Raw genomic sequence first — 15,227 nt, forward strand, 5'->3', positions numbered from 1 at the left:
TTCTGTTCTACGGTGGCCTTAGCCCATGCTTCGCGAATAACGGCGATCGAGCAGGCGGTAGTACGTCAGCATCACGATCAGATTGGCCACGAGCAGCAGCACGGCGATGGTCGCGCCGAGCGGCCAGTTCAGTGAACTGAGGAACTGGTCGTACACCGCGGTGGCAGCCACTTTCAGACGACGTCCGCCCAGCAGGCTCGGAATCGCAAAGGCGCTCGCCGACAGGCCGAACACCATCAGGCTGCCCGACAGAATGCCGGGCACCAGTTGCGGCAGCACGATGCGACGCAGCGTGGTTGCCGGCGACGCCATGAGCGAGAGCGCTGCGTTTTCCGTCTGCGGGTCGAGGCGCTGGAGCGATGTCCACACCGGAATCACCATGAACGGCAGCATCACGTGCGCCAGCGCAACCACGATGGCGAAGTTCGTGTATTCCATCTTGTACGGCCCCATGCCGATCAGCCCGAATGCCTGATTGATCAGGCCGCCTGAGCTCATGAGCATGCTCCAGCCGAAAGCACGAACCACGATGGACACGAGCAGCGGCGAGAGAATCACCAGCAGGAACAGCGAGCGCCACGGATCGCCCATGCGCGAGAGCACGTAGGCTTCGAACGTGCCCACGACCGCGCAAATGGCCGTGACCGAGAGCGAGATGCCGAACGTGCGCAGAAAGATCGTATGGAAGTACGAGTCGAACAGCACTTCACGGTAGTTCTCGAACTGGAATGCCGCGATCGGGCCGCTCGCCGGATCGAATTGATAGAACGTGAGCGCGAGCGTCATGAGCAGCGGAATGAGCACCAGCGCCACGAACAGCAGCATGGCCGGCGCACTCATCACCCACATCGGCAAATAGGCGTGCCACGGCGCACGCGTACTCGGCGCGGCGTCGGTATGCGGAACTTGCAGCGTCTCAGCCATTCGCGCACGCTCCCGCAGCAACGAAGCGCACCGCTTCCGGGTGCCAGTCGAGCCCGACCGGCGAGCCTTCTTCCAGCGGTTCACCGCCTTCGTTCTGGCAGCACACGAGCACTTCGCCCAGCGCGCTGTCCACGCGGTAGAGCCACTGGCTGCCAAGGAAGAAGCGGCTCGTCACGGTGGCCGACAGACGACCGGCCGACGGGGCGCAAAGGCGGACCTTTTCGGGGCGCAGGCACAGGGTGATCGCATCGCCCACGGCCATGGCGCGGTCGCGCGGCGAGAGTTCGGTGAGCGCGGCGCGCTGGATCAGTTGCGCGCCCAGTTCGATATGCAGATGCTCGGCGTCACGTGCCGCTACCCGGCCTGCGAGCATGTTGGCCTTGCCGATGAACTGGGAGACGAACGGGGTTTCCGGACGCTCGTAAGCGCGGTACGGCGTGTCGACCTGCGTAATGCGCCCGGCTTCCATGACCACGACGCGATCGCTGATCGACAGGGCCTCGGACTGATCGTGCGTCACCATGATCGTGGTCGTGCCGATCTTGCGCTGGATCGAGCGCAGTTCGAACTGCATGTCCTCGCGCAGTTTGGCGTCGAGGTTGGACATCGGTTCATCGAGCAGCAGCACCGGCGGCGCAATCACCACGGCACGGGCGATGGCCACGCGCTGACGCTGGCCACCGGAGAGCTCACGCGGGAAGCGATGGCCGAGGGCATCGAGTCGCACCAGCGCAAGCGCCTCGCGAATGCGCTCCTTGCGCTCTGCCTTGTCGACGCCGCGCATCTCCAGACCGAAGCCAACGTTGTCCGCCACCGTCATGTGCGGGAACAGCGCGTAGCTCTGGAATACGATGCCCAGACCGCGCTTGTTCGGACGCATGTGGGTGATGTCGCGTCCGTCGAGCGTAATGCGCCCGGTGGTGGCTTCGACGAAGCCCGCGATCATCTGCAACGTGGTGGTCTTGCCGCAGCCCGACGGGCCGAGCAGCGAGACGAACTCGCCCTTCTCCACCGAGAGGTTGACGTTCGAGACGGCATTGAGCTCGCCAAACGTCTTGGAAACATCCGTCAAAGTCAGAAAAGACATGGTCACTACCTTTGGGGCACACACGCGCCACATGAAATGCAATTGCCTCGAACAGTAGCGAGCCAAATTGCATGTCGCAAGATAACGATTCCATGAAACGAGATAAATTTTCATATTATTTCGTTTGACGGAATGCATGTCACTCTCGCAGACCCTTTTCTTTCGCGTCAGCGTCTCGGGATAATCCCTAAGTTATGGTGGTTATTGGTTGTTTCTGCCGTTTTCCCGGTGTCTCGATGGTTTTCAAGCCATACAGGCTTACGTTAGTATTCCGTTTGACGGAATATTCGAGACCCTGATGAGCACCTCCGATTCACTCAGCACACCCGGCATGAAGGAAGCGTCTTCCGTGGAGTCTGCGGGCGCCGGTATTTTGCAGCGCACCTTCGCCGTGATTCGTGCCCTGGGCGCTGCCAAACCCGAAGGCGAGCGCGTCACCCACATTGCGAAGGCCGTCGGCCTCAGTCAGGCGACAGTGCACCGGATTCTTCACGCGCTCATTGCCGAGCAGGTCGTGGAGCAGGACGAAAGATCCAAGCTATACCGGCTGAGCATCGACTTTTTCGCCATGGCCGCACAGGCGGGCAATCCGAGCGGCATGCGCACGTTATGCCGTCCGTCGTTGCTGCGGCTTTGCGCAAGCCTTGGCGACACGATCTTTCTGCTGGTGCGCAGCAGCTTCGATGCCGTGTGCCTCGACATGTGCGAAGGCCCGTTCCCCATTCGCTCGTTTACCGGCGATATCGGCGGGCGCGTGGCGCTCGGCGTCGGTCAGGGCAGTCTGGCGATCCTGGCGTTCCTTCCGGAAGCCGAGCGCGAGGAGATCATCCGCTTTAATGTGCCCCGATTGCGCGGCTACGGTGTGCTCGACGAAGTCTATCTGCGCACCGAAATCGAACGGGTGCGTCAACTGGGCTACGCCGGGAGCAACAGCGGTGTGCTCGACGGCATGGCCGGGGTCGCTGTGCCGGTGTTCGACCGCATGGGCCACGCCGTGGCGGCACTGAGTGTGGGAACGCTCGCCGCACGGCTCTCGCAGGATCGGCTCCCGATGGTGGTGGAGTTGCTGCGGCGCCAGGCGGAACTGATCGGCCCTCAGACCAACCCGTTCGACGTGGCGATGCGCCGCCCCATGCACGGTCTCACGCGTGCACTGACGACGGAACCCCTCGCCTGAGGGCATCGATGCACGAGCCGTCGAAGGCGACACGCACCGCCCGCGTGTCGCCGGAAATCGACCTTTTGATGACCGAAAATGGCCAGCGGGCGTCGAGTGCTCCTGCGACAATCGCGAGCAGGCCTGGCGGCAAGCTTAAGCTGCGCATTCCGCTTTTCCCTCTTCCCTATCTTCGACCGCTGGCCCCAAGTGGAGACCCGTCATGGCATCAGGTGAACATGAGTACCGCGTCAACGTGGAGTGGATTGGCAACGAGGGCAGCGGCACCTCGGGTTACCGGGCATACGGACGCAACCATGAAATTCGCGTCGACGGCAAACCGGCGATTCCCGGCTCCGCCGACCCGGCCTTTCGGGGCGATGCTTCGCGCTGGAATCCGGAAGACCTGCTCGTCGCGTCGGCGAGCGCCTGTCACAAGCTGTGGTATTTGCATCTATGCGCCGAAGCGGGTGTCGTCGTGGAGCGGTATCGGGACGATGCGCTCGGCACGATGATCGACACCGCCACCGAGGGACGCTTCACCCGAATCGTGCTACGTCCCCACGTCACGATCCGTGCGGGCGGCGACGTTGCGCTGGCCGAGCATCTGCATCACACGGCGCACGAGAAGTGCTACATCGCCAACTCGGTCAACTTTCCGATCGAATGCGAACCGGTGATCGAGACGATCGACGTCTGACGGGGAACGCGCCGGCACGGTGACGCCCGTCACCGGTCGAGCAGTTGCATCAGGGTCATCGCGTTGCGCTGGCCCTGATCCTCGTAATTGGTGTTGAACACCACGTACACACGCGCCACCACCTTCGCGATCACGCGTATCGGGTCGACAAGCGCAGCGAGTTCCGCCTCGCGATAGTCGTAGTTGACCGACATTCGCTGTGCACAGGCTTCGACGTGAGCGTGACTCGCGCGGTCGCCATTGAGCCATGGCGGAAACTGGAAGTGCACCAGCCCGAGCTTGCCGGCTTCGCGCAGCGGTTCGATCGCCTGGAGATAGCGCCGCCAGATTTCGTCGATGAGCGGCGCGGACATGTCCTTGTAATAAACGTTCGCGCGCGGCCCGGGCGGCAATTCCGATTGCAGATCCTTTGGCAAGGCGACACGCGGCGTCTGGTGACCGGTCGGCAGGCGGAAGCCGGGACCGGAACGGGACCGGAACGGGACCGGAATGGGACCGGACTGGGACGAACGCATGAAATACTGGACCTGCATCTGATCCGGCACGCGCTCCCCGCACCGTGCCGTTTGCGGCCCGCAGCTGACCCTGCGGGCCGCCTTTTTCGGCATGCCGCCCGCCGCGCTATCATGGCCCGACCGATCTACACGATGCCTCACGATTGCCATGACCGAACGCCTGCCTGTCGACTTAGCCAAAGCCTACCGCCTGCTCAATCACGGCCCGACCGTGCTCGTGGGCAGCGCCCATGCCGGACGTCGCAACGTCATGGCCGCCGCCTGGTCGATGCCGCTGGACTTCTCGCCGCCCAAGGTCGCCGTCGTCATCGACCGCAACACCCTCACGCGTGAGCTGGTGGACGCCTCGGGCGAGTTTTCGCTGAACGTGCCCGCGCGCACCATCGCGCGTGAAACGCTGTTCGTCGGCTCGGTGTCGGGGCGCGACGCCGACAAGTTCGCCGACGGTACCGGCGTGAGCGCCTTTGCCGGCTCGCACGTCGCCGCGCCGCTGATCGACGGCTGCCTCGCCTGGCTCGAATGCCGCGTGATTCCGGAACCCCACAATCAGGATCGCTACGACCTGTTCCTTGGCGAGGTGGTCGCCGCCTGGGCCGATCCGCGCGCCTTTCGCGACGGGCACTGGCAGTCGCCCCCCGGCGCCGGACACGAATGGCGCAGCCTGCACTACATTGCCGGCGGCAATTTCTTCGAGACGGGCGACGCCTTCGAAGTGAAACCCGCCCCTGAATCCGACGTCAATTCATGACCCACACGTTGCCTGCGCCGCGCGCCACCGACAGCGTCGACGACGCATCACGCCCCCGTTACTATGTTCGCACCTCGATAATCGAGGTTTTGGCCAGCCAGGCCCGGCATGATTCCCGCCCCCAGTCGTAACCATGATCCGGGGGGTGTTGTCACCGGGTCTGGTGGGTGGCTGGTGATCGCTGATAGGGGTTTGGCACGGATATTCCGACGCCGTCCGTAACGTGGATGCCGAGACTTGCCACCAGGGTTCTTGCAGGCCAATTCACTTTTTGTGCCAACTGCAATGCATAACTTTCCACTTCATGACGCCGTCGATGTCTTCATCGGCGTCGACGTCGGCAAAGGCCACCACCATGCCGTCGCTCTCGATCGCAACGGCCGTCGCCTCTACAACAAGGCCCTGCCTAACGATGAGACCCAACTGCGCGCCCTCATCGATGAGTTGAAAGCCCACGGCCAGCTCCTGTTCGTCGTCGATCAGCCGGCTACCATCGGCGCACTGCCGCTGGCCGTAGCCCGCGACGCCGGTACGCTAGTCGCCTACTTGCCAGGTCTGGCTATGCGTCGCATCGCCGACCTGCACGCAGGCGAAGCCAAGACCGACGCGCGCGACGCCGCCGTCATCGCAGATGCCGCACGCACCATGCCGCATACGCTGCGCTCATTGCGTCTGGCCGATGAGCCGCTCGCCGAGCTCACTATGCTGTGTGGCTTCGACGACGACCTGGCCGCCCAAGCCAACCAAACCAGCAACCGCATTCGCGGCCTGCTCACGCAGATTCATCCCGCGCTTGAGCGCGTGCTCGGACCTCGCCTGGATCATCCCGCCGTGCTCGATCTGCTTGAGCGCTACCCCTCACCCGCAGCACTGGCGGCCGCGGGCCAAAAAACGCTGGCGAATCGCCTGATCAAGCTCGCACCACGCATTGGCAAGAGCTTGGCCGCCGACATCGCGCAGGCGCTTACCGAACAAACCGTAGTCGTGCCGGGTACTCATGCCGCCACGCTGGTGATGCCGCGTCTGGCCCAGCAACTGGCCGCCCTACGCAAGCAACGCGACGAGATCGCCGCCGAGGTCGAGCGCCTGGTGCAAAGCAACCCTCTTTGGCCGGTCCTGAGCAGCATGCCCGGAGTCGGGCTCAGGACCGCAGCGCGACTCCTGACCGAGGTGGCGCACAAGGCCTTTGCCTCGGCCGCCCACCTGGCGGCCTATGCTGGCCTAGCGCCGGTGACCCGGCGCTCTGGCGCCTCGATTCGCGGCGAACACCCCTCTCGACGTGGCAATAAGGTACTCAAACGCGCCCTGTTTCTCTCGGCCTTTGCGGCTTTGCGAGACCCGATCTCAAGGGCTTACTACAGTCGAAAAATCCAGCAGGGCAAGCGCCACAACCAGGCACTTATCGCGCTGGCTCGCCGGCGCTGCGACGTCCTTTTTGCCATGCTACGCGACGGCACTTTTTATCAACCCAAAACGGACCCCAGTGCTTGACGAACTACATAGGGGCACCCCCCGGATGGCGCTCGCCCGGTGGCGCGCGGGTGGGCCGTCCGGCGTGGCATCGCCCAATTTGCCAAGCAGCGTCGGGCGGGGCAGAATTGACAGCGTTACCGACGTTTTCGATCGTGAGTCGACCTGAGCCCGGACGATGCCGATTTCGGCACCCTGCTGCAACGCGCCGACCGGGCGCTCTATGCAGCCAAGCAGGCCGGCCGCAATCGCGTGGCCGTGCTGTGACATTCATCCGGTACTGACGAAAAACACAAAGCCATGGGCAAAAGCCGACTCGAAGCGTTCAGCGATGGCGTGATCGCCATCATCATCACGATCATGGTGCTGGAGATGAAAGCGCCGCATGGCAGCGAACTGGCCGACCTGATACCGGTCGCGCCGACATTTCTCACCTACATCCTGAGTTACGTCTATGTCGGCCTTTACTGGAACAACCATCACCACCTTTTTCAGGTCGTGCAGCGCGTATCCGGCGGCGTACTCTGGGCCAATCTGCATCTGCTGTTCTGGCTGTCGCTGATCCCGTTCGTCACCCACTGGCTCGGGGACAACCACTTCACCGCCTGGCCGACGGCGCTCTACGGCGGGGTGCTCTGCATGGCAGCCATTGCCTACTACATACTTTCGCGGGCTCTGCTGGCCGTTCACGACGGTGGCAACAAGAAGCTCGCAGCCGCACTCGGGCGCGACTACAAGGGAAAACTGTCGGTGATCGTTTATGCCGTGGCCATCGGACTGGCCTTCGTGGTCCCGGCTGTGTCGCTCGCCCTGTATGCGCTCATGGCTGCCGTATGGCTGATCCCGGACCGTCGTCTCGAACACGTGATCGACGCCTGAGACAGCGCGGCTCACCGGTTTGGCCGCGCGCACGACGGCAGTCGACGCGCATCGGCTTTTTACGTAGTATCCGCTCCACTATGCAAAACGTAACTTTTGAACTGACGGGCGAATTCGTCGCCCTGAACGACCTGCTCAAGCTCACCGGCGTTGTCGATTCTGGCGGCGCGGGCAAGGTGCTGGTGGCCAACGGCGAAGTCACGGTCGACGGCCAGCTGGAAACGCGCAAAACCTGCAAGATCCGCGCAGGCCAGAGCGTCGCCGTGGGCGGCGTTCGCATTCGCGTCAAAGCGGCCTGACCCGAGCGCAGGCTGCAAAGCCTGCAAAGGCCACCGCCCCCTCGATCAATACCGTCAGGCGACCGCTTTTCCCGAGGCCGCCAGACTGCCCGGGAGCGCGTTATCGTTATAACGCGCTCCCGATTTCTCCCATGTGGGCCTGCCTGCGCAGGTCGCTATACTTGAAAGCGATTTTGGCGTGTCAGCCCCTGTCACACCCGACAATGTTCGCAGGACGTCCGAGGAGGCCCTCCCGATGGTCGTGCCCGGTTCACCGTCCGCCGCAGGCGCCGCATCGGCGCCCGGGCGCGACGCGCTGCTCGACGCCCTCGACCGTTCCCTGGGCATGCTCACGCTCACACCGGACGGTACCGTTGTCGACGTCAACGACAAGTTCCTGGGGGTCTTCGGGTACACGCGCGACGAACTGATCGGCCAGCGCCATGGCATGTTGTGCGATCCGCTCGACGCCACCTGCGGCGATGCGCTCGCCCAGGTCGTGAGCACCGCACGCGCGCACACCGGTCAGGTCCGGCGTCTTCGTCACGACGGCAGCGTCGTGTGGCTCGAAGCCACCTACAATCCGGTGTTCGATGACGCAGGCAAACTCACGTTCGTGATCAAGTTCGCCGTGGACGTGACCGAACGCGTGGCACGCCAGGCAGCGGACGACGCGCGCATGCATCTGCTCTCGCTCGGTGTCGACGAAACGGATAATGCGGTGCTCATCACCGACGCACAAGGCAGCGTGCGTTATGTGAATGCCGGCTTCACGCGCATGCTGGGCTACGCGGCGAACGACGTGGTCGGCAAATCGGCGCTCGCCCCGTTTGACGACACCTCGCTGGACGAATTCGCCGACGGCGCCTATGCCGTCGACATCAAACAAGCCCTTTCCGGATGTCTCGTCGCCGCACGCGATGGCCGCAGTTGCCATTGCGAAGTGCTCGTGCGCACGGCCCAGCATCAGCCGATATGGGTCTCCGTAGTGACGAACCCGATTCTCGACGCCCAGGGCAAACTGGTGAACGCCGTGGTGCTGTTTACCGACATCACGCAATCGAAGATTCAGGAAGTGCTGCAACACAAGGCCCTGGCGGCGATGGTGCGCGACGCACCGCTGGTCGAAGTGCTCACGCTCGTGTGTCGCGAACTGGAGCAGATCGCCCCTGAGGTCATGGCGTCCGTTGTACGGGTGGACAGCGAGGGCAAATTGCGTCCGCAGGCCGGGCCGAGCTTGCCTGCGCAATACCATCAGAGCGTAGATGGCGTGGCCATCGGGCCAAGCGTGGGCACCTGCGGCACGGCGGCGTTTCTCGCGCGACCGGTGATCGTCACCGACATGGCGAACGATCCGCGCTGGGCCGATTTCCGCGAGACGGCCGCGAAGTTCGGACTGGCCGCATCGTGGGCAATGCCGATCATCGCGAACGACGGGCGCGTACTCGGCGTCCTCGCTTTCTACTACCGAACGGTGCGCGGTCCCAATGCCTTGCACGAGCGTCTCGTCGACGTGTGCGTGCATCTGTGCAAACTCGCCTTCGAGCGCGACGAATCGCGCACGCGCATCCGTCAGCTCGCCTTCTCGGACAGTCTCACCGGCCTGCCCAATCGCAGCATGCTCGGCGTGCTCGCGGCGCAGGCCATCGCCAGCGCGACGGAGTTGGGTACGCGCATGGCCGTCATCTTCATCGATCTCGATCGCTTCAAGCAGGTCAACGATTCGCTCGGCCATCAGGCGGGCGATGTGCTGCTGCGCACGATCGCCCAGCGCCTGCGCCGTTCGCTGCGGGGCGCGGATATCGTGGCGCGACTCTCAGGCGACGAGTTCGTGGCCGTGCTCACCGAGTGCGACCCGGAGCGTCTCGACATCGCCATCGAACGCATGCGCAGCGCGCTCACCGCGCCATGTCAGATCAACGGCGTGACGCTCGTGCCGTCCGGCAGTTTCGGCATCAGCCTTTACCCGAACCACGGCAGAGAATTCGACGTCTTGCTGCAACACGCCGACATGGCGATGTACCAGGCGAAGATGACCAGCCCGGGCAGCGTGCGCTTCTATAACGAGGACATGAACATCCACGCGCAGGAGCGGCTGGAACTCGAGACCGCGCTGCGCGATGCCCTGCGTCTGGGCAAGCTTCAGTTGTTCTATCAGCCGCAGATCAACCTGCTCGACGATTCGGTGTACGGCGCGGAAGCGCTCACGCGCTGGCGGCATCCCCAATACGGCGACGTACCGCCGTCGCGCTTCATTGCGCTTGCGGAAGAGTGTGGCCTCATCGGCGAGTTGGGCACATGGACACTGCGCGAATCTTGCCGTCAACTGGCGGACTGGCGGCGGCGCGGCGTGGGTATCGACAACGTGTCGGTCAATCTCTCGCCAACCAACTTCCACGATCACGATTTGCCGCACACCATTGCCGAAGCGCTGGCCGACCACGAATTGCCGCCGTCGTGTCTGGCGATCGAGATCACGGAGAGCGTGCTGATGGACCACAACCCGAGCACGCTGCGCATCATCGAGGAAGTGCACCACATGGGCGTGCGCCTGTCGATGGACGATTTCGGCACCGGCTATTCCAGTCTCGGCTATTTGCGGCGCCTGCCGGTCTCGGAGCTGAAGCTCGACCGAAGTTTCGTGCACGACATTACGCGCGACGAAACGGTGCGTGCGCTGACCAATGCCATCATCAGCATCGGCCGCAATCTGCATCTGACCGTGGTGGCGGAAGGCGTGGAAAACGAAGCACAGCGCGACGTGCTGGTGGCACAAGGCTATCGCGTCGCACAAGGGTACCTGTTCTCCCCCGCACTCTCGGCGCAAGACATCGAACAGTGGCTCGAACGGTGGTCCGCACGACGCCAAACGCCCCACTCCGTTCAGCCCTGAATCACGGCGCCAGCCCCAATTCCATCTGATGCAGGGCCGTTTCGATGGCCTGACTCTGTTCGCCGTTGAGCGCTTCGGCGGCGACGCTCGTCTCACGACGGTAGATCATCTCGCCATAGACGTTCGCCAATGCGCGCGCCGCCGGGCACAGCGACAGGTTGCTGTCGGCGGCCTGATGGCTGGTCCAGTAGTTGATCGCCTGTTCGATGTCGGCGATGGAGTAATTGGCTTTCATGGGATATCTTGTCTCGCCGTGGAGTGAAGTACTGTAATTATATACAGTATTCGAAGAGTCTGAGCGCCGCTCGGAGAAAGCATGGACACGGCGGCGAATCGACGACGCCCTGGCCCATTCTCAGGCGCACGTTTCGGAACTGCAACACTTGACGCGGGACAGATGGCCGCGCGCAACGTCAACACGTCGACGATTCCCGCAAAATCATCCACTGAGCGATGCCACTCGGGCACGCTGGCCTTGCATAGCGTCGCCTCATGAGCGCCCCGGCACCGCGTTTGTTATGCTGCGGCTTTCGCGTATCGCGCCGCACCGGCTGCCGCTTCGTCAGCGCTTGCTCAGCCCTTGAGCAATGGCTTCGTTGCTACCCGGTTCCGCTACGCACGTCGCCCTTTCAAGAATCGTAATGTCCGCCAACACGCCTGAGCCTCAGAACACCGCCAACGACCGCAACGCCAAACCTGGCGCTGGCGGGGTCACACCGCCGCCGCCGGGCGCCATCCCGCTCGCGTGGGTGGGGCTGCTGGGCGCCGCTGCCTGGGTGCTCAAAAGCCCGAATCCGACTTGGGGCGTCGGCGTACTGTGCCTTTGCGCCGGGCTGATTTCGTCGTTCGGGGCGCGACGTCGCGGCCGTGCGCCATGGCCGGCATTCTTCACAGGACTGCTGCCAGTGGGCGTCGCCCTGTTCTTTGCCCTGCTCATGCTACGTCCGTTGCTTCGGTGACAGGGTCTGCGGGCAAGCACGGCGTCGACGTCGCAATTGACGCGCGTCGTCCCGCAGGAGTTACCCACAGCTTCTGTGGATAACCCACTGGATAACCCGGCAGCACCCCGTCAAAATGCCCGCCGTTACAGGCTGTCAAGAGGATTGCCCGTTTCAGCATCAGGATCGGAAAAATTTATTGCGCTTGACGTTTCGCCCCCGCTGCTGTGCGAAATCGTCACGGCTTTGGCATGACGGCCGGCACCGCCCGATGACAACGACAACGCAGTTCGGACGGCCACGCAGCGCTCCGAGGCGCGGCCGTTATCGCGGACACCGGAGGGTTCGCAGCGTCCGGGAATCGGCCTATCATGGAGTCATGCGACACCTCGCGAAGGAGAACGTCTCGTATGACCCAGTCCGACAAGTCGTCTGTCAGTCCCTCGCCCACCGACGCGGATCGCGCCAGCAGCGCGCCGGTGACGGAAGCGGAACGCGTCCATCTGGACGAACTGCTCGCGCGTCACTCCGTCACGGAAACCGTCGACCGGGCCTCCGTCATCGATCTGATCAACCGATTGCGCGAGCCTGACGTGAAGACGTCCGAAGACCGCGACCGCGTTGTCAAGGAAAGCCGGCTGTGGAAGGAGGTTTCCCATCGAGACACCGCCATGTCCCTGCTCAATTCGCTGGCCCAGATGGCGCCGATCTTCCTGAACCAGATCCACTGGTAACGCCTGTCGCGCCGGCAATCGCCGGCGCGTTCTTTTGCATCGGCTTCGCTGCGCCGCTTGTCACTGCCACCTCGCTGTTTCTGCGTGTTGCCGGGAATTCCCATCACGGCTTGCCGAGGCTTGGCACGGCTTGCCCGCGATTGCCGCTGTCCGTCGTGCAGCACTGTGTCTCGCAGTCGCCCCGCCTTGTCGGCCACCGCTGCTCATCGATTGATCTGGGTTAACTTTGTGCGTGGCCGCCCGCCCGCAAACAGGACGGTGTCGCCTGTGTGCCTTACAATGCGGGTCGCCCGAGTTTTCCCTGTTGACCTGACATCATGACCACCACGCTGGACACCCCGACTGAATTCAAGAGCTGGATTTGCCTGATTTGCGGCTGGATTTACAACGAAGCCGAAGGTGCGCCGGACGACGGCCTTGCCCCTGGTACGCGCTGGGCGGACGTGCCAGCCGACTGGCGGTGCCCGGAGTGCGACGTTTCCAAGGAAGATTTCGCGCTGTCGGAATTCTGAAGACGTTAGGCCGGCCACACAGGCTGCGCCTGGCCTGACCGGCACATCGGCTGCGACGCCGTGCCCGCCGCACCGACAGTTCGGCTCACGGGCATGGCGTCAGTGATGCCAGCCCCACCCGCGGCCACGATCGCGCCACCCGCGACCGTAGCCGCCGCCGTAGTAGCCCCCGTAGTAACCGCTCGACACGCCGAACGTCACGACCGGCGCGGGCGCCACCGCATAGCCTGGCGCGTAATAGCCCGGCGCGTAATCGTATCCGTTGCCATATGTGCCGCCATAGGCCGGCGCCCCGTAGGGCACCGCCACACAGCCGGCCATCGCCATGGCGAGGGCAGCGCCGCCCGCCAGCATGAGAATGCGTTTCACGATGAAGTCTCCCGCACGAATCCTTTGATGCTCTGAATCGGTGAGGCAAGAACCGACGCGTTGGGTTGCGCCTCGCCTCACTTGCTTGATTCGTTAGACATGCGGGTTCCCGCGAAATGCGGTGAAAGGCTGCGCTCTTTGGTTACCAAACGTGACATTGGTAACGGCGGTGAAATGCAGTGCCGGACGCTCCCTCAGAACACCCAGCAACGATCGCGTCCCGCTCGCTTGGCGCGGTACAACGCCATGTCGGCACGCTCGACCATGTTCATCGGCGAATCCGTGTCCTGCCATTCGGTGATGCCGAAGCTCGCCGAGAATCGCAGCGGCGGTTCGCTGCCTTCAAGCGACTCGCGCTTGCAGCGCTCGCGAATCCGGTCGGCCACACGCAAGGCATCTCGTTCGCTGGCGCCTGGCAGCAAGATCGCAAACTCTTCGCCGCCGATACGGCCGATCAAGTCGTCGCCGCGCAATGTCGATGAACAGACGAGCACGAACCGGCACAACACCTGATCGCCGATCGCGTGCCCGTAGGTGTCGTTGATGGACTTGAAGTGATCGAGGTCGGCCACGATGAGGCTCATCGGCTCGTTCCTGCGCTGTGCGGCTTCCAGCAACCGCTCGAAGCGGTGAAAGAAGTAACGACGCGTCAGACTGCCCGTCAGTTCGTCGTAACTCGCCTCGAACGCGAGTTGATTGTTCGCGGCACGCAATTCCTCGTTCGACTGTCGGGTCTCGCGATGCTGCGTTCGCTCGCGCCAGTACGTCCACCCAGCCAGTGTCACGATGATGACCCCGCCCAGATAGAGCAAGAAGCACAGCGCCAGATCTTTCGCGTGCTGACGGGTGAGCGCGTCCCAGGCGTCGACGCTCTCCACCGCGTAGACGATGAGATCGTTGCTCGAACTCGGTCGCGACGTGATGATGAACGGCTTGCGCAGCTCATTGAACGCCGACATCCGGTCGAGCAACTCCTGGGGAACCCAGGCATTGGCACGGCCGGGGGCCCGCTGGAACTGCGAAATCGGCATCCGTGCGAAATCGTGCCGCTGGTACAGCGCGAACCGCTCGGCGTCGGAGAGCGATCCGACCTTTCCGTCGAGCATGAAGCGATTTTCGAAGCGAGGGTCGTTGGCCATGACGACCACACCGTTGCCGTCCGTAATGAACGACTCGCCGCTGCCGACCCAATGACGCAGGCGCGTGAGTCCGATCTTGGTCATCACCACGCCGATCAGTACACCTTCGCGGTACATGGGGGCACTGAAGTAAAGGCCGGGCGCCTGGCGCTCCCAACCAGCGGCATAGCTCTCGAAGCGCTCGCCCAACAGCGCATGCGTGACATAGGGCATGTTGGCCACCGACTGGCCGATAGGTGACGGCGCATCGCGATAATTGCTTGCCGCCACGCAAACGCCGCTGGTGTCGATCACCCACACGCGATCAACACCAAAGTAGCCTTGTGCCCCGCGCAGGAATTCGTTGGCTCGCCCGGTCACGTCCGGGCCGACAGGTCGAGCGCCACCGCCCGGCAAAACGTCACGCAGCAGATCCACTTCGGCCAGCGTCGAGGGGATCGCCCGAACCATCGACAGGTCCGTATTGATGGCGTGAACCATGCCGTCGGCCACGCGATCGGCGACCGTCTGCCCCGCGTCGACACTTTGCGCAAGCTTGTCGCCCACCAGCGACGTGGCCGTGCGGTCGGCGGCGACCCAGCAGGCGACCAGCACGCCGACCGAGACACAGGCGGCATAAAGCCAATGCCTTATCCTCATCCGAAAATCAAACGCTCGTTCTAATATTTTTCACTTGTTACGTTGGCAAAGTCCTCGCCTCATTCGAATCGCGTTTCTGTCACTTCCCCGGACAGAACTTCTGGTCGCGACCGGCATTTGTGGTGCCAGCGAATGCCCGCCAAGTCTGGTCTGCGCGTCAAACACTTTCCCTCGTTTCCGATCCCCGGCTTGTCGCGCCCCGTGCCTACGGATCCTGACTGCCACACCATTGTCCACCCCGACAAT

The 15,227-nt window shown here is 63.4% G+C and carries 14 protein-coding genes and 3 pseudogenes; 10 read left to right on the forward strand and 7 right to left on the reverse strand.

Annotated features, from left to right (window positions below):
- Nucleotides 1-18: 18 nt before the first annotated feature.
- The 3 genes and pseudogenes from UC34_RS14735 to UC34_RS14740 all read right to left on the reverse strand — a co-directional run.
- Nucleotides 19-924 (reverse strand): ABC transporter permease, encoded by a 906-nt coding sequence (locus UC34_RS14735; RefSeq protein ID WP_044456133.1) that lies wholly within the window; start codon nucleotides 922-924, stop codon nucleotides 19-21.
- A pseudogene (locus UC34_RS26185) lies at nucleotides 917-1,192 on the reverse strand (TOBE domain-containing protein); the annotation flags it as partial. The pseudogene UC34_RS26185 and the gene UC34_RS14735, both read right to left, overlap by 8 nt.
- A gap of 92 nt (nucleotides 1,193-1,284) precedes the next feature.
- Nucleotides 1,285-2,011: pseudogene (locus tag UC34_RS14740) on the reverse strand (ABC transporter ATP-binding protein); the annotation flags it as partial.
- A gap of 331 nt (nucleotides 2,012-2,342) precedes the next feature.
- On the opposite strand from UC34_RS14740, the gene UC34_RS14745 reads away from it, so the two are divergent.
- Nucleotides 2,343-3,188, forward strand: coding sequence for an IclR family transcriptional regulator (locus UC34_RS14745; protein ID WP_044458220.1), 846 nt, complete (start codon nucleotides 2,343-2,345; stop codon nucleotides 3,186-3,188).
- Between the two features lie 202 nt (nucleotides 3,189-3,390).
- Nucleotides 3,391-3,867 (forward strand): OsmC family protein, encoded by a 477-nt coding sequence (locus UC34_RS14750; RefSeq protein WP_044456134.1) that lies wholly within the window; start codon nucleotides 3,391-3,393, stop codon nucleotides 3,865-3,867.
- A 29-nt stretch (nucleotides 3,868-3,896) separates the two neighbouring features.
- Here the strand turns inward: UC34_RS14750 and UC34_RS14755 are convergent, their stop codons facing one another.
- Complete coding sequence (locus UC34_RS14755) at nucleotides 3,897-4,382, reverse strand: DUF72 domain-containing protein (RefSeq protein WP_237165116.1); 486 nt, start codon at nucleotides 4,380-4,382, stop codon at nucleotides 3,897-3,899.
- Between the two features lie 148 nt (nucleotides 4,383-4,530).
- Between UC34_RS14755 and UC34_RS14760 the strand changes: the two genes are divergently transcribed.
- The 5 genes and pseudogenes from UC34_RS14760 (at nucleotide 4,531) to UC34_RS14780 (ending at nucleotide 10,650) form a co-directional block, all read left to right on the forward strand.
- A complete protein-coding gene (locus UC34_RS14760) occupies nucleotides 4,531-5,130 on the forward strand; it encodes a flavin reductase family protein (RefSeq protein WP_044456135.1) in 600 nt (199 codons plus the stop codon).
- 227 nt (nucleotides 5,131-5,357) lie between these two features.
- Nucleotides 5,358-6,621: pseudogene (locus UC34_RS14765) on the forward strand (IS110 family RNA-guided transposase).
- Nucleotides 6,622-6,900: 279 nt separating this feature from the next.
- A complete protein-coding gene (locus UC34_RS14770; protein ID WP_044456136.1) occupies nucleotides 6,901-7,479 on the forward strand; it encodes a TMEM175 family protein in 579 nt (192 codons plus the stop codon).
- 80 nt (nucleotides 7,480-7,559) lie between these two features.
- Nucleotides 7,560-7,778: an RNA-binding S4 domain-containing protein gene (locus UC34_RS14775; protein WP_044456137.1), complete on the forward strand. Its 219-nt coding sequence runs from the start codon at nucleotides 7,560-7,562 to the stop codon at nucleotides 7,776-7,778.
- 235 nt (nucleotides 7,779-8,013) lie between these two features.
- Nucleotides 8,014-10,650, forward strand: a complete 2,637-nt coding sequence (locus tag UC34_RS14780; RefSeq protein ID WP_044456138.1) for a sensor domain-containing protein — start codon at nucleotides 8,014-8,016, stop codon at nucleotides 10,648-10,650.
- A gap of 1 nt (nucleotide 10,651) precedes the next feature.
- Here the strand turns inward: UC34_RS14780 and UC34_RS14785 are convergent, their stop codons facing one another.
- Complete coding sequence (locus UC34_RS14785; RefSeq protein ID WP_044456139.1) at nucleotides 10,652-10,885, reverse strand: DUF3717 domain-containing protein; 234 nt, start codon at nucleotides 10,883-10,885, stop codon at nucleotides 10,652-10,654.
- A 406-nt stretch (nucleotides 10,886-11,291) separates the two neighbouring features.
- Between UC34_RS14785 and UC34_RS14790 the strand changes: the two genes are divergently transcribed.
- From UC34_RS14790 to UC34_RS14800, 3 genes are all read left to right on the forward strand, one after another.
- The gene (locus tag UC34_RS14790; RefSeq protein ID WP_044456140.1) at nucleotides 11,292-11,609 is read left to right on the forward strand and encodes a hypothetical protein; all 318 of its coding nucleotides are present in this window, start codon (nucleotides 11,292-11,294) and stop codon (nucleotides 11,607-11,609) included.
- Between the two features lie 389 nt (nucleotides 11,610-11,998).
- Entirely contained in the window at nucleotides 11,999-12,322 is a 324-nt protein-coding gene (locus UC34_RS14795) for a hypothetical protein (RefSeq protein ID WP_044456141.1), read from the forward strand.
- Nucleotides 12,323-12,639: 317 nt separating this feature from the next.
- Complete coding sequence (locus UC34_RS14800) at nucleotides 12,640-12,834, forward strand: rubredoxin (protein ID WP_039397716.1); 195 nt, start codon at nucleotides 12,640-12,642, stop codon at nucleotides 12,832-12,834.
- A gap of 99 nt (nucleotides 12,835-12,933) precedes the next feature.
- Here UC34_RS14800 and UC34_RS14805 read toward each other — a convergent pair whose 3' ends face one another.
- Together UC34_RS14805 and UC34_RS14810 are read right to left on the reverse strand one after the other, a co-directional pair.
- On the reverse strand, nucleotides 12,934-13,203 hold the full coding sequence (locus UC34_RS14805; RefSeq protein ID WP_052811074.1) for a hypothetical protein: 270 nt from the start codon (nucleotides 13,201-13,203) through the stop codon (nucleotides 12,934-12,936).
- A gap of 194 nt (nucleotides 13,204-13,397) precedes the next feature.
- A complete protein-coding gene (locus UC34_RS14810) occupies nucleotides 13,398-14,981 on the reverse strand; it encodes a sensor domain-containing diguanylate cyclase (protein WP_084070668.1) in 1,584 nt (527 codons plus the stop codon).
- Between the last annotated feature and the right edge of the window lie 246 nt (nucleotides 14,982-15,227).

The organism is Pandoraea vervacti, from assembly GCF_000934605.2.
Classification (GTDB): domain Bacteria; phylum Pseudomonadota; class Gammaproteobacteria; order Burkholderiales; family Burkholderiaceae; genus Pandoraea; species Pandoraea vervacti.